Origin of the sequence: Cryobacterium sp. TMS1-20-1 (genome assembly GCF_004402355.1) — a bacterium.
GTDB classification, from domain to species: Bacteria; Actinomycetota; Actinomycetes; order Actinomycetales; family Microbacteriaceae; genus Cryobacterium; species Cryobacterium levicorallinum.
Window position 1 is genome coordinate 15,278 of sequence record NZ_SOGF01000071.1, and the last position, 14,194, is coordinate 29,471.

The 14,194-nt window shown below is 66.9% G+C and carries 14 protein-coding genes; 12 read left to right on the plus strand and 2 right to left on the minus strand.

Features of this window, described 5'->3' with window-relative positions; genetic code table 11:
- Positions 1-11 precede the first annotated feature (11 nt).
- Positions 12-497 carry a 30S ribosomal protein S9 gene (gene rpsI, locus E3O45_RS16930; RefSeq protein WP_092107287.1) on the plus strand — a complete coding sequence of 162 codons (486 nt, stop codon included), beginning with the start codon at positions 12-14 and terminating at the stop codon, positions 495-497.
- Positions 498-516: 19 nt separating this feature from the next.
- Complete coding sequence (gene glmM / locus E3O45_RS16935) at positions 517-1,878, plus strand: phosphoglucosamine mutase (RefSeq protein WP_134444693.1); 1,362 nt, start codon at positions 517-519, stop codon at positions 1,876-1,878.
- Positions 1,879-1,880: 2 nt separating this feature from the next.
- On the opposite strand, the gene coaA is transcribed toward glmM, so the two are convergent.
- On the minus strand, positions 1,881-2,969 hold the full coding sequence (gene coaA / locus E3O45_RS16940) for a type I pantothenate kinase (protein WP_134444695.1): 1,089 nt from the start codon (positions 2,967-2,969) through the stop codon (positions 1,881-1,883).
- Positions 2,970-3,003: 34 nt separating this feature from the next.
- Here coaA and glmS point away from each other — a divergent pair, with 34 nt between their 5' ends.
- Genes glmS through tsaE form a run of 4 tightly spaced genes read left to right on the plus strand, consistent with a single transcriptional unit; the run spans position 3,004 to position 6,876 of the window.
- Positions 3,004-4,854 (plus strand): glutamine--fructose-6-phosphate transaminase (isomerizing), encoded by a 1,851-nt coding sequence (glmS, locus tag E3O45_RS16945; protein ID WP_134444696.1) that lies wholly within the window; start codon positions 3,004-3,006, stop codon positions 4,852-4,854.
- Between the two features lie 6 nt (positions 4,855-4,860).
- A complete protein-coding gene (locus tag E3O45_RS16950; protein ID WP_134444698.1) occupies positions 4,861-5,211 on the plus strand; it encodes a holo-ACP synthase in 351 nt (116 codons plus the stop codon).
- 47 nt (positions 5,212-5,258) lie between these two features.
- Entirely contained in the window at positions 5,259-6,329 is a 1,071-nt protein-coding gene (gene alr, locus E3O45_RS16955; RefSeq protein WP_134444757.1) for an alanine racemase, read from the plus strand.
- Complete coding sequence (gene tsaE / locus E3O45_RS16960; protein WP_134444700.1) at positions 6,322-6,876, plus strand: tRNA (adenosine(37)-N6)-threonylcarbamoyltransferase complex ATPase subunit type 1 TsaE; 555 nt, start codon at positions 6,322-6,324, stop codon at positions 6,874-6,876. The genes alr and tsaE overlap by 8 nt, the downstream gene beginning before the upstream one ends.
- An 11-nt stretch (positions 6,877-6,887) precedes the next feature.
- On the opposite strand, the gene E3O45_RS16965 is transcribed toward tsaE, so the two are convergent.
- Positions 6,888-7,589, minus strand: a complete 702-nt coding sequence (locus E3O45_RS16965) for a FadR/GntR family transcriptional regulator (protein ID WP_241985419.1) — start codon at positions 7,587-7,589, stop codon at positions 6,888-6,890.
- Positions 7,590-7,712: 123 nt separating this feature from the next.
- On the opposite strand from E3O45_RS16965, the gene E3O45_RS16970 reads away from it, so the two are divergent.
- The 6 genes from E3O45_RS16970 (at position 7,713) to tsaD (ending at position 14,159) form a co-directional block, all read left to right on the plus strand.
- Positions 7,713-9,080: an SLC13 family permease gene (locus E3O45_RS16970; protein ID WP_134444701.1), complete on the plus strand. Its 1,368-nt coding sequence runs from the start codon at positions 7,713-7,715 to the stop codon at positions 9,078-9,080.
- 39 nt (positions 9,081-9,119) lie between these two features.
- The gene (locus E3O45_RS16975; RefSeq protein ID WP_134444703.1) at positions 9,120-10,346 is read left to right on the plus strand and encodes a CaiB/BaiF CoA-transferase family protein; all 1,227 of its coding nucleotides are present in this window, start codon (positions 9,120-9,122) and stop codon (positions 10,344-10,346) included.
- Positions 10,343-11,854: a carboxyl transferase domain-containing protein gene (locus tag E3O45_RS16980; protein ID WP_134444705.1), complete on the plus strand. Its 1,512-nt coding sequence runs from the start codon at positions 10,343-10,345 to the stop codon at positions 11,852-11,854. Before E3O45_RS16975 ends, E3O45_RS16980 begins: the two co-directional genes overlap by 4 nt.
- 87 nt (positions 11,855-11,941) lie before the next feature.
- Positions 11,942-12,577: a tRNA (adenosine(37)-N6)-threonylcarbamoyltransferase complex dimerization subunit type 1 TsaB gene (gene tsaB, locus E3O45_RS16985; RefSeq protein WP_134444706.1), complete on the plus strand. Its 636-nt coding sequence runs from the start codon at positions 11,942-11,944 to the stop codon at positions 12,575-12,577.
- Entirely contained in the window at positions 12,574-13,077 is a 504-nt protein-coding gene (rimI, locus tag E3O45_RS16990; RefSeq protein WP_134444708.1) for a ribosomal protein S18-alanine N-acetyltransferase, read from the plus strand. Before tsaB ends, rimI begins: the two co-directional genes overlap by 4 nt.
- A complete protein-coding gene (gene tsaD, locus E3O45_RS16995; protein WP_134444710.1) occupies positions 13,074-14,159 on the plus strand; it encodes a tRNA (adenosine(37)-N6)-threonylcarbamoyltransferase complex transferase subunit TsaD in 1,086 nt (361 codons plus the stop codon). Before rimI ends, tsaD begins: the two co-directional genes overlap by 4 nt.
- The last annotated feature ends 35 nt before the right edge of the window (positions 14,160-14,194 follow it).

Below are 14,194 nucleotides of genomic sequence, written 5' to 3' on the forward strand. Positions count from 1 at the left end.
TTCCCATCATCGTGGCGAAGATCGCAGACCAGATTGACCAGGCTCCGGAGAGCTACTCCACCGAGACTCCGGCAGAAACCGTAACCAAGGCGCCCCGCGCCGTCCTCAACGTTCCCGGCGCAGCCGTCGGCCGTCGCAAGCAGGCCATCGCCCGCGTGCGCATCGTCCCCGGCTCCGGCACGATCGTTGTCAACGGCCGCGAGTTCGCTGACTACTTCCCGAACAAGCTGCACCAGCAGCTGATCAACGACCCGTTCAAGGTTCTTGACCTGCTCGGCTCGTACGACGTCATCGCCCGCATCACCGGTGGTGGCCCGTCCGGCCAGGCCGGCGCGCTTCGCCTCGGCATTGCCCGCTGCCTCAACCTGATCGACGAAGAGAACAACCGCGCCATCCTCAAGAAGAACGGCTTCCTCAGCCGCGACGCTCGAGTCAAGGAGCGCAAGAAGGCCGGACTCAAGAAGGCCCGCAAGGCACCTCAGTTCAGCAAGCGCTAATCCGATTGCCGACGACGATATGACTCGTCTGTTCGGCACGGACGGCGTTCGGGGCCTGGCTAACCGTGATCTTACGGCGGGCCTGGCCCTGAGCCTTGCCCAGGCCAGCGCCGCAGTGCTGACCAAGGGGCGTCGTGCTCAAGCACGCCTCGAACAGGGCCGCCGCCCCGTTGCTGTGGTCGCCCGCGACCCGCGAATTTCCGGCGAATTCTTGACGGCTGCCGTCTCGGCCGGCCTGGCCTCCAGTGGTGTCGACGTGCTCGATGCCGGAGTCATTCCGACGCCCGCCGCCGCATTCTTGATCAACGACATCGGTGCCGACTTCGGTGTGATGATTTCTGCCTCACACAACGCGGCACCAGACAACGGCATCAAGATCTTCGCCTTTGGCGGAACCAAACTTCCCGACGACGTCGAGGACCGCATCGAGTCTTACATTGGACGCGACACCCTGATGCCGATCGCCGGCGACGTGGGACGCATCCGTCGTTTCGCCGACGCTGAAGACCGCTACGTCGTGCACCTGCTCGGCACCCTGCCGCACCGCCTGGACGGCATTCATGTCGTGCTCGATTGCGCCCACGGTGCTGCCGCTGGCGTTTCGCCGCAGGTGTTCACGGATGCCGGCGCTCGCCTCACCGTGATCGGCGCCGACCCCGACGGACTCAACATCAACGATGGCGTGGGGTCGACCCACCTCGACAACCTGGCGCGCGCCGTGCTCGAGCACGGTGCCGACATCGGAATCGCCCACGACGGCGACGCCGACCGCTGCCTCGCAGTGGACCGCGACGGCAACATTGTCGACGGCGACCAGATCATGGCGATCCTCGCCGTGTCGATGGCCGAGCGCGGTGTGCTCAAGGACCGCACGCTCGTGGCGACGGTCATGAGCAACCTCGGTCTGCGCAAGGCGATGGCGGCCAACGACATCGCGATGGTGCAGACCAAGGTCGGTGACCGGTACGTGCTCGAAGAGCTCAACGCCCACGGGTATTCGCTCGGCGGTGAGCAGAGCGGCCACGTGATCATGACCGAGTTCGCCACGACCGGCGATGGTATTCTCACCGGGCTGCACCTCGTGGCCGAAATGGCGCGCACCGGTAAAACGCTCGCCGAACTCGCATCCGTTATGACGGTCTACCCGCAGATTCTGGTCAACGTGCGTGGAGTGAACCTCAAGGGCCTCGCTGCCGATCAGGTTATTGCTGACGCTGTCGTGGCCGCGGAGACCGAACTCGGCGACACCGGTCGCGTGCTGCTGCGCCCGTCCGGCACCGAACCGATGGTGCGGGTCATGGTGGAGGCCGCCGACCAGCCGACCGCCGACCGCCTGGCGCACTCCCTCGCCGAAGTCGTGCGCGAGCGCCTGGCCCTCTAGCCCTACCTACCTACCGACGGGGCCCGGGCCCGGAAACCAGGCCCATGTTCTATCATGGGCCCCGTTTCCGGGCCCGGGCCCGGTCGCAGGGGAATCGCGGAAGCGCGGGTCAGACCTTGCGCAGCAGCACCTTGGAGACGGCGTGTGTGGGGTCCTTCCGCAGCACNGTGTGTGGGGTCCTTCCGCAGCACGAGTGTCGCCCGCGATCGGGTGGGACGGATGTTCTGCAGCAGGTTGGGCTCGTTGATGCTGGTCCAGATACTTCGCGCTTTGGCACGGGCCTCGTCCTCGGTAAGGGCGGCGTATCGGTGAAAGAACGAGTTCGGGTTCGCGAACGCGCCGCGCTGCAGCTTGAGAAAACGTTCCTCGTACCAGCGGGCGATGTCCTGGGTGCGGGCATCCACGTAAACCGTGAAGTCGAACAGGTCGCTCACCGCCAGGCCGTGGCCCGGCCCGGGCGGCTGCAACACATTGAGCCCCTCGACAATGAGAATGTCCGGCTGGCGCACAACGATCTGCGCGTCGGGCACGATGTCGTAGCTCAGGTGCGAGTAGAACGGCGACCGCACCTCGGGGGCGCCGCTCTTGACCGCGCTCACAAAGCGCAGCAGGGCGCGTCGATCGTAGGACTCCGGGAACCCCTTGCGCTCCATCAGCCCCCGGCGGTTCAACTCCGCATTGGGAAACAGAAAACCGTCGGTCGTGACGAGCTCGACCCGGGGAGTGTCGTCCCAGCGGGCCAGCATCTCCCGCAGCAGCCGCGCGGTGGTCGACTTGCCGACGGCGACCGAACCGGCGACGCCGATCACAAACGGAGTGGGCCGGGCGCGCTGCCCGAGAAACCCGCTGGTCGCGCGATGCAGTTTGCGAGCGTTCGCCGCGTACAGATTGAGCAGCCTGCTTAACGGAAGGTAGACATCCGTCACCTCGTTGATGTCGAGCGGCTCACCGAGGCCGCGCAACTGCACAATCTCGGTCTCTTTGAGCGGCAGCAGGGTGGTCGGCGCGAGGGCCGCCCAGTCGGCTCGGTCAAGTTCCACGAAGGGGGTACCGTGGCCGTTCATTACAGGGGCCAGCACCAGATCGGACATTCCACCAAGCTTAGTCCGGCTAAAATCGACTTCTATGTGCGGAATCGTAGGTTATGTCGGAAGCAACAAGACCGTAGACGTACTCATGGGAGGGCTCGGACGGCTCGAATATCGCGGCTACGACTCCGCGGGTATCGCCGTGATTGACGAGTTCGGGGTGCTCAATACGGCCAAGAAGGCCGGCAAGCTCGTGGCCCTCACCAACGAGCTCAAAGCCCACCCGATCAACGACGGCGCGACCGGCATCGGTCACACCCGATGGGCCACCCACGGCGGCCCCAACGACGAAAACGCGCACCCGCACCTCGGCGACAATAACAAGCTCGCCCTCATTCACAACGGCATCATCGAGAACTTCGCCCCGCTGCGTGACGAACTGCTCGCCGAGGGCTTCACCTTACTGAGTGAAACCGACACCGAAGTGGCCGCTGTGCTGCTCGGACGCGAATACCAGCGCGTCGGCGACCTGGCCGAGGCTTTTCGCACCGTCGTTGCCCGCCTCGACGGCGCCTTCACGCTGCTGGCCGTGCACCAGGACCAGCCCGGCGTCGTCGTCGGCGCCCGCCGCAACTCGCCGCTCGTCATCGGGCTCGGCGACGGCGAGAACTTTCTCGGCTCCGACGTGGCCGCTTTTGTGGAATACACCCGCCGCGCCGTCGCCATCGGCCAGGACCAGATCGTCACCATCACAGCGGATGCCGTCACCGTCACCGATTTCGATGGTCACCCGGTCGAGACCGAGGAGTTCGATGTCGCCTGGGACGCCTCGGCGTCGGAGAAGGGCGGCTGGTCCAGCTTCATGGCCAAGGAGGTCTCCGAGCAGCCGGACGCCGTCGCCAACACCCTGCGCGGCCGCATCGCCGACGGCCACGTGGTCGTACCCGAACTGAGCGCATTCGGCGATGACGTGCTCGCCGGCATCCGTCGGATCGTCATCATCGCCTGCGGAACCGCCGCCTACGCTGGCCAGGTCGCCAAATACGCCATTGAAAAGTGGGCGCAGGTGCCCGTCGACGTCGAGCTCAGCCACGAGTTCCGTTACCGCGACCCGGTCCTCAGTGACGACACTCTGGTCGTTTCGATCAGCCAGTCCGGCGAAACCATGGACACGCTCATGGCCGTCAAGTACGCAATGGAGCGGGGCGCCAAGGCGATCTCGATCTGCAACACGCAGGGCGCGACCATCCCGCGCGAGAGTGATGCCGTCATCTACACCCACGCCGGCCCCGAGGTCGCGGTCGCGTCGACCAAGGCTTTCGTCGCGCAGATCACCGCGCTCTACCTGTTCGCGCTGCACCTGGCCCGGGTTCGCGGCAGTCTCACCGAGGCCGAGCAGGCCGCGCAGGTCGCCGAGCTGCAGGCCATCCCGGCGAAAATCGAGACCGTTCTGCAGGTCGAAGACGAGGTGCGTCAGCTGGCCCGCTGGATGAGCGACACCCGCGCCGTGTTGTTCCTCGGCCGCCACGTCGGGTTTCCGATCGCGCTCGAGGGAGCACTCAAGCTGAAGGAGCTCGCCTACATCCATGCCGAGGGCTTCGCTGCCGGTGAGCTCAAGCACGGTCCGATCGCGCTGATCGAGCCCGGCCAGCCGGTGTTCGTCGTGGTGCCGAGCCCGCGCGGCTCCGCGCACCTGCACCCCAAGGTCGTCTCCAACATTCAGGAGATCCGCGCCCGCGGTGCCCGCATCATCGCCATCGCCGAGGTCGGCGACGCCGCCGTGCTGCCGTTTGCCGACACCGTCATCCGCATTCCGCTCGCAGCTTCGCTGTTCGAACCGCTGCTGGCCGTGGTGCCGCTGCAAATGTTCGCCATGGAGCTCGCCATCGCCAAGGGCCTCGACGTGGACCAGCCGCGCAACCTCGCGAAATCCGTCACGGTCGAATAGCCCGCAGTGATCAAGGGCATCGGGGTCGACGTGGTCGACCTGGCGCGGTTCACCCGCCAGGTCGCGCGCACGCCGGGCCTGGTACCACGCTTGTTCGCCCAAAGCGAACGCGGTCTGCCGGTACATTCCCTCGCTGCGCGTTTCGCCGCTAAGGAAGCTCTGATCAAGGCCCTCGGCGACAGTGCGGGGGCTACCTGGCAGGAGATGGAAATCGTGAACGACCCACACGGCAACCCCGAATTCAAGCTCAGCGGGGCGGCCCTGCAAGCGCTGAAAGATCGCGGCATCAGCCGCGTGCACGTCACCATGACGCACGACGCCGGCGTGGCCTGCGCCTTCGTCGTGGCCGAGTCGTGAGCGGGTTTCGCGAGGCCGTGATCGACCTCGCCGCGATCCGCAGCAATATGGCGCACCTGCGTGCGCTGGTCGGCACCCCGCACGCCATGGCCGTGGTCAAGGCCAACGCCTACGGTCATGGCGCCGTGCCCGTGGCCCGCGCCGCCCTCGCCGGTGGCGCCGACTGGCTCGGCGTCGCCGACATCGACGAGGCCCTGCAGCTGCGTGACGCCGGAATCGACGCGCCGATCCTGGCCTGGCTGCACGATCCAGACGCCGATTTCAGCGCCGCCATCGATGATGACATCACCCTCGGCCTCTCGTCAGCACGCCAACTGCAACGGGCAGCGGATGCAGCGGCGGAACTCGGCAGGGCGGCATCCGTTCATCTCAAACTCGATACCGGCCTGAGTCGAAACGGTGTGCACGAGAACGACTGGGCTGAGGTGTTCGCGCTCGCCGCGGCCCTCGAGCAGGTCGGGCTGCTGCGCGTTGACGGCGTGATGAGCCACCTCTCCAACACCTCAGCCACCGACGACCAGCAGGCGCTGGAGTGTTTCGAGCGCGGTGTCGCCTTAGTGCGTGCCGCCGGATTGGCCCCGACCCTCGTGCACCTTGCCTCTTCCGCGGCGGCACTGCGTCTGCCAGCCGCGCGCTTTTCGATGGTTCGCCTGGGCATCACCCTGTACGGGCTGTCGCCGTTTGATGATGCCAGCAGCGCCGACCTCGGCCTGGTGCCGGCCATGACCCTGCGCGGCCGGGTCGCCCTGGTGCGCCGGGTGGCCGCGGGCGCCGGCGTCTCCTACGACTATCTCTGGCGGGCGCCGGAAGACTCCACGCTCGTGCTCGTGCCGCTCGGCTACGCCGACGGAATTCCGCGGCAGGCCTCCAGTAGTGCGCTCGTGCAGATTCACGGCGCGACCTACCCGCTGGTCGGTCGGGTCGCGATGGACCAGTTCGTGGTCAATCTCGGAGCCGACAATCCAGGCGTCGCCGTGGGCGATACCGTCGTGCTGTTCGGAGACCCGGCCACGGGAGCGCCGAGCGCGACCGACTGGGCCGACGCCGCCGGCACGATCAACTACGAGATCGTCACCCGCATCGGACACCGGGTGCCCCGGCTGCACATCCATGGCTGAGTCGGGTCTGTCTGAACTGCGGCGAACCATGCCCGATGCCGCCGCGATGCACCACTTCGGTATCGGACTCGCGGCCACGCTGCGGGCCGGCGACCTGATCGTGCTCACCGGGCCGCTCGGCGCGGGCAAGACCACCCTCACCCGCGGCCTCGGCGAGGGGCTGCAGGTGCGTGGCGCCGTAACCAGCCCGACCTTCGTGCTCGCGCGCACGCATCCGAGCCTGGTTGGTGGCCCACCGTTCGTGCACGTCGACGCCTACCGCCTGAACAGCGCCATGGAGCTCGACGACCTCGACATCGACTTCGCCCACTCCATCGTGGTCGTTGAATGGGGTCGCGGCCTGCTCGACGGCATCACCGAGTCCTGGCTCGACATTGAAATCGAGCGACCGCAGGGCCGGTCTGACGCCATCAGCGAAGCGGATGCCGCGGTATCCGTTATCGATCTGGATCACGATCTCGACGAACCACGCACCGTTACCCTGACCGGCCACGGGCTGCGCTGGGCGGATGCGACCGACTTCGGGCCACTGCGACCGCGGCGCTGAGCCCCCGGCCGCTACTTCAGCAGCGCGACGTCTGAGACGAGTTCGATGTGTGCGAGCATTTTCGCCGCGGCCTCGTCGGCATCCTGCGAGCGGATGGCCGCCGTGATCGCTCGGTGCGACGCCAGGGACTGCTCGGGTCGTCCCGGCTGGGCGAGTGACTCGAGCCGCGTTTCGAGGATCATCTCGGCGATGAATGCCATCAGCTGGGCGAGCACGGGGGAGTGCGCAGCCGTCGTGACGGCTTGGTGGAAGAGCTCGTCGCCGTGCGACCCGCGGTCGCCGACGGCGATTTCCTCGGCCATCACTCGGAGCGCATCCTCGATCGCGAGCAGGTCGGCATCCGTTCGGCGTTCCGCGGCGAGCTCGGCGAGTTTCACCTCGAGGGTGCTGCGGGCTTCCACGATCTCGGGGAGCCGGTTGCGATGTTCGCGGAGCCCACTGATCACCGTTGCGATGCTCGGCCGGTAGACGAGAACGGCGCCGGTGCCGTGTTGAACGTCGATGACACCGAGCACTTCGAGGGCCACGAGGGCCTGGGCGAGGGTGGCGCGGGAAACACCGAGCCGTTCCGCGAGCTCGCGCTCGGCGGGTAACAGGTCGCCGGGGCCGAGGTGGGCGGACTCGATGTAGGCGAGAAGCTGGGCCACGAGCTGTTCGTAAAGGCGTGGTTTCGTGACGCGCGTAAGCGGCTGGGGCATTGCGTCCCTCGTCATGTCTGCCTCCCTAAGATCCCTCAGCCCAACTTTACACGGCTCTTGACAAAGTCACCTACTGTCTAGGAGGCTAGTCCAGTGAGCCAATAGCCCACTCTCATCTGAACCTATGGAGGAACAACGATGTCCGCTCCCGTTATCTCAATCATCATCCTGGCGGTGATGTTTCTGATCGCCACGCTTTTGCCCGTCAACATGGGTGCGCTGGCCTTCGTGGGTGCCTTTCTGCTCGGTGCTGTCTTCCTCGGCATGGAGACCACCGATATTCTCGCCAACTTCCCGGGCGGGCTGTTCCTCACGCTCGTCGGCGTTACGTATCTGTTCGCGATTGCGCAGGGCAACGGCACGATCGACCTGCTGGTGCGCGGTGCAGTGCGGCTCGTCGGTGGTCGGGTGGCCCTCATCCCCTGGGTGATGTTCGTGATCACCGCCGTGATCACGGCCGTCGGTGCGCTGTCCCCGGCCGCGGTGGCCATCGTGGCGCCGATCGCGCTCGGCTTTGCCCGCAAGTACAAGATCAGCCCGCTGCTGATGGGCATGATGGTGATCCACGGCGCGCAGGGCGGCGGATTCTCGCCGATCGCCGTCTACGGCGTGATCGTGAACAGCCTCATCTCGACCACAGGGCTCGACGCGAGCCCGACAGCGGTGTTTCTGTCGAGCCTCATCTTCAACTTTCTGATCGCCGTCGTGCTGTTCATTGTGCTCGGTGGCCGAAACCTGATGTCGAGCCGGGTCGGACATTTCGTGGAGCAAGCCGCCGAAGCGCGCATGGCCGTGAGTGTCGGTGCGCGCGCCGGCGGTGATGTGGCGTTCAAGGGCTTCGGCTCCGGCATCTACGGCCCCCGCGACCCCGCGGGCGACGGACTGCAGGCCACGGCCACCCGCGGAGAGCGCATCCCGCAGCTTGTGACGGTGGCCGGCCTCATCGCCCTCGCCGTGATCGCGCTTGGCTTCAAGGTTGACGTGGGCTTCGTTGCGATCACCATCGCCGTCATCCTCGCCCTCGTCTCGCCTGCGGCGCAGAAGGGCGCGGTCAACAAGATCAGCTGGTCGACCGTGCTCCTCATCTGCGGCATGCTCACCTTCGTCGGTGTTCTCGAAGAGGCCGGCACCATCGAATACGTGTCGGAAGCGGTGGCCAACCTCGGCATGCCCCTGCTTGCCGCACTCTTGATCTGCTACATCGGTGCCGTCGTCTCGGCCTTCGCCTCGTCAACGGCCATTCTGGCCGCGCTGATTCCGCTCGCCGTGCCGTTCCTCGCGACCGGGGATATCAGCGCCATCGGCGTGATCTGCGCGCTCGCCGTCGCATCGACCATCGTGGACGTGTCGCCGTTCTCGACCAATGGCGCGCTCGTGCTCGCCAACGCCCCCGACGACGTGGACAAGGACCGCTTCTACAAGCAGATCCTCGCCTACAGCGGAATCGTCGTCGTGGCCGGGCCGGCCATCGCCTGGGCGGTGCTCGTGCTGCCCGGGTGGCTGTAACCCGTCACCGACCCCACGCACCTGGAGAAAGGACCGATCATGAGTACCGAAACCGACACCCGTTCTGAAACCGACCGGCCGGGTCCCCTCGCGGGCTACCTCGTTGTGGACCTCAGCCGCGCGCTCGCCGGTCCGCACGCGAGCATGATGCTCGCCGACCTCGGCGCACGCGTGATCAAGGTGGAGAATCCAGGCACGGGAGACGATACCCGCGGCTGGGGCCCGCCCTTTGTGGGCCCCGCGAACGATCCGCAATCCACGTACTTTCTCTCGTGCAACCGCAATAAAGAATCCATCGCCCTCGATCTGAAGAGTGACGACGGCCGGGAGGTGCTCAGCGAGCTGCTGCTGCGCGCGGACGTTGTGGTGGAGAATTTTCGTCCAGGGGTGCTCGACCGGCTCGGATTCTCGCCCGAGGCGATGCACGCTCTCAACCCGGCGCTGGTGATTCTCTCGATCACCGGTTTCGGCCACGACGGCCCGGAATCCAGTCGAAGCGGCTACGACCAGATTCTGCAGGGCGAGGCCGGCCTGATGTCCCTCACCGGCTCCGCCCCCGACGACCCGCAGCGTGTGGGCGTGCCGATCGCCGATCTGCTCTCGGGCATGTATGGCGCGTTCGGGCTGCTCGCCGCGCTGCTTCAGCGCGAGCGCACCGGTCAGGGACAAATTGTGCGCACCTCGCTGCTAGCCGCACTGGTGGGAGTGCATGCCTTCCAGGGCACCCGCGCCACGGTGGCCGGCGAGGTGCCGGAGGCCCAGGGCAACCACCATCCGTCGATTGCTCCCTACGGGCTCTTTCCCTGCCGCGGCGGCAGCGTGCAGATCAGCATCGGCAGTGAGAAACTCTGGGCCACCTTCGCAGCCGAGTTCGGCCTCGATGCTGCGCAATCCGAGTGGGCCACCAACGCGCACCGCGTGCGCAATCGGGAGGGCCTCAAGGCTGCCATAGCGGATGCCTTCGCCAACTTCGATGCCGTGACCCTGCTGAAGAAACTGACCGACGCCGGAATCCCGGCCGGCAAGGTGCGTTCCCTGGATGAGGTCTATCAATGGGATCAGGTGCTCTCGCAGGGGCTGCTGATCGATGTTGAACACGAGGTGCTCGGCCGGATCAGCCTCCCCGGGCCTCCGCTTCGGTTCTTCGGACCCGCCGATACGGTCGAGACAACGAACACGATGCACTCCGCTCCGCCCGTGCTCGATCAGCACGGCAACGACATTCGCACCTGGCTCAACCGTTCACTGGAAGGTATCTCACTTTGATTTCTCAACCCGCGCTCGCAACTCGCCACCTCAACGCCACGGAGCTCATCGACGTGGTGCTCGATAACGGGTCCTTTACGAGCTGGGATCAGCCCGTGGTTGACCCCGACCCGAACGAGGCGTACCGGGCCGACCTCGTGAAGGCACGAGCGAAGAGCGGCACCGACGAGGCGGTGCTCACCGGCGAGGGGCTGATCCACGGTCGTCGGGTGGCGATCGTCGTGAGCGAGTTCGCGTTTCTTGCCGGATCGATCGGGCTTTCTGCTGCTGACCGGATTGTGGACGCGATCGAACGGGCCACACGCGAGGGGTTGCCGGTCCTGGCTGGACCGGCATCCGGCGGTACCCGCATGCAGGAGGGCACGTTGGCCTTTTTGTCGATGGTGAAGATCACCGCCGCCGTGCGCGCGCACCGCGAGGCGGGGCATCCGTATCTGGTGTACCTGCGGCACCCCACCACGGGCGGGGTGATGGCATCCTGGGGCTCGCTCGGGCATGTGACGGTGGCCGAGCCGGGCGCGCTGCTCGGGTTTCTCGGCCCGCGGGTTTATGAGGCGCTGTACGGCAAGAAATTTCCGGAAAACGTGCAGGTCTCCGAAAACCTGTTCAACCAAGGGCTGATCGACGCCGTTGTGCCGCCGGAGCAGCTGCCGGAGATCGTGCACCGCGCCCTCACAATTCTCACCGACCGGGCCTCCACGCCGGTGGCGGCACCGGAGACCCTGAACGTGCGGCCGGCAGCGAGCGGCGCGTGGGCATCCATTCAGATTTCGCGCAACCCGCGGCGACCAGACCTGCGCCAGCTGCTCGCCTACGGCGCGCACGACGTGCTGCCGCTCAACGGCACGGGCGAGGGCGAGAAGGACCCGGGGCTCATGCTCGCCATAGCACGGTTCGGGCAGCAGAGCTGCATCGTGCTCGGGCACATCCGGCCGCGGCCTTCGCAAGACACCAGGATGGGCCCCGGATCGCTGCGGGAGGCCCGTCGCGGCATGCGCCTTGCGGAAGAACTCGGGCTTCCGCTGCTCACCGTGATCGACATCGCCGGGGCCGCGCTGTCGAAGGAGGCCGAGGAGGGCGGCATGGCCGGGGAAATTGCCCGCTCTTTGCACGAGCTGATCGGCCTGCGGTCGGCAACCGTGTCCGTGCTGCTCGGACAGGGTGCCGGCGGCGGGGCGCTCGCGCTGCTGCCCGCCGACCGTACGATCGCCGCCCAGCACTCCTGGCTGTCGCCGCTTCCTCCCGAAGGGGCAAGTGCCATCGTGCATCACAACACCGAGTTCGCACCGGCCATGTCGGAGGCTCAGGGCGTGAACGTGGCCTCGCTGTACGCCAATCGGATCGTCGACCACATCGTGGACGAGCGCCCCGACGCCGCCGACGAGGGACGGGCGTTCTGCCAGCGGCTGGCTGAAGCCATCGAATACGAGCTGTCCTCGCTGTCCACGGTGCCCGTTGACGAGCTACTTCCGCGTCGCTTGGCCCGCTACCGTTCCCTCGGTCGCTGATTCTCGTCCTTTCGACGGATGATGTGACCCTCCAGCCGCAGCGGCCGACGCGCGCAGCGCCTGCCGCATCAAAGCTAGGCTGAGCGGGTGCTACTTGCCATCGATACCTCTGCCGGCACGAGTGTCGCCGTGGTCGACCTTGACCGCGGGATTATCGCCGAACGCGGCGAAGCCGACACAATGCGCCACGCCGAAATCGTCGGCCCATTCATTCTTGACTGCCTCCGCGAGGCGAAAATCACCCCGGCGGATCTCTCCGGCGTGGTCGGAGGCATGGGCCCGGGCCCATTCACCGGCCTACGCGTCGGCATCGCCTCGGCGCGCGTGTTCGCCCTCGGCGCCGGCAAGCCGCTCGTGCCCGTGATCAGCCACGACGCCATCGCCTACGGCCACTACCGTCGCGGCCACACCGGCCCGCTCGTCGTCGTCACCGACGCTCGCCGTCGCGAAATCTACTGGAGTGCCTACAGCGAAGCGGATGCCGCCGGCCTGCCCGTGCGCGTCGGCCCACCCGGACTCGCCAAACCCGCCGAACTCGACGAGCCCGCCTGGCAACACGCGCTCTGGCCGCGCCTCGACGCCGCCACGGTGTCGGCCGGGGAACTCGGCCTGGTCGCCGAACTCAGCTACGCCCACCGGCGTCCATTCGCTGCCAATGAACCGCTCTACCTGCGCTCACCCGACGTCACGCTCTCCAATGGACCCAAGCGGGTCAGCCGATGACCTGGCAGCTGCGCCGCGCCTACGAGGCAGACCTCGCGGCGATCATGCACCTCGAAACCAGCATTTTCGAGAACGATGCCTGGTCACCGCCGATGATGGCCCGCGACCTTGGCGACCCGGCCTGCTACTACCTCGTCGCCTTTCCCCCGGACGACCCAGATAGCATCGAGGCCTACGCCGGACTGCTCGCCCCGCAGGGAGCCACCGAGGGCGACATTCAGACCATCGCCGTCGCCGACTCGGCCCGCGGACACGGTCTCGGACGCACCCTGATGCAGGTCCTCATCTCCGAGGCCCGCAAACGCGGCGCCCGGCTGGTGTTTCTCGAAGTGCGCGCCGACAACCCCGGTGCCCAGCGCCTTTACGACCGGCTCGGATTCGTGGAGGTCGGCGTGCGCCGCGGCTACTACCAGCCCGACAATGTCGACGCCGTCGTCATGCGCCTGAATATTCCAGAATTGGAATCTATGCTCACCGCCCCCGAAACGGCTCACTCATGAACCGCACCGTCCTGAATCGATCCGAACCGCTCGTACTCGGCATCGAAACCTCCTGCGACGAGACCGGCATCGGCATCGTGCGCGGAACCACCCTGCTCTCCAACACCATCGCGAGCTCGATGGAGGAACACGCGCGCTACGGCGGAGTCGTGCCTGAAATTGCCGCGAGAGCCCACCTCGATGAGCTCGTGCCGGCCATTGACGCGGCCGTCGCCGAGGCCGGCATCCGCTTGAGTGATCTCGATGCCATCGCTGTCACCTGCGGTCCGGGGCTCTCCGGAGCTCTCATGGTCGGGGTCGGCGCCGCCAAGGCGCTCGCCGTCGCCCTCGACAAACCGATTTACGCGGTCAACCACCTGGTCGGCCACGTCGGTGCCGACCTGCTGCGCGGCGCTACCAACACCAACGACACCGAGCCACTCGAGTACCCGACGATCGCGCTGCTCGTGTCGGGCGGGCACACCTCGCTGCTGCTCGTGCGTGATCTGGTCAGCGACGTCGAGCTGCTCGGTGAGACCATCGACGACGCCGCCGGGGAGGCCTTCGACAAGGTCGCCCGGCTGCTCTCGCTGCCCTACCCCGGCGGGCCGCAGATCGACCGGGTCGCAGCCCTCGGCAACCCGAAGGCCATCCGCTTTCCGCGCGGACTCAGCCAGCCCAAGGACATGGCCGCGCACCGCTACGACTTCTCATTCTCTGGCCTCAAGACTTCGGTCGCCCGCTTCGTCGAACAGCGCCAGGACGCCGGCGAGCCCGTGCCGACAGCTGACGTCGCGGCGAGCTTTCGCGAGGCGGTGGTCGACATTCTGCTCACCAAGGCCCTCGCCGCGTGCGCCGACCACGACGTGCCGCGGCTGCTGCTCGGCGGCGGTGTCATCGCCAACGCTCGACTGCGCCAGGTCGCCACCGAGAGAACGGATGCTGCCAGCGTTGTCCTGCGCATCCCGCCGCTCTCGCTCTGCACCGACAACGGCGCCATGATCGCCGCCCTCGGCGCGCAACTCATCATGGCTGGGCATGAGCCCTCGACCCTCGAATTCGGCGCCGATTCCACCCTGCCGGTCGGGGAGATCCAGGCTTGAGCAACGCCCAGTCGCCGGGTACCCGCTAACGGGAT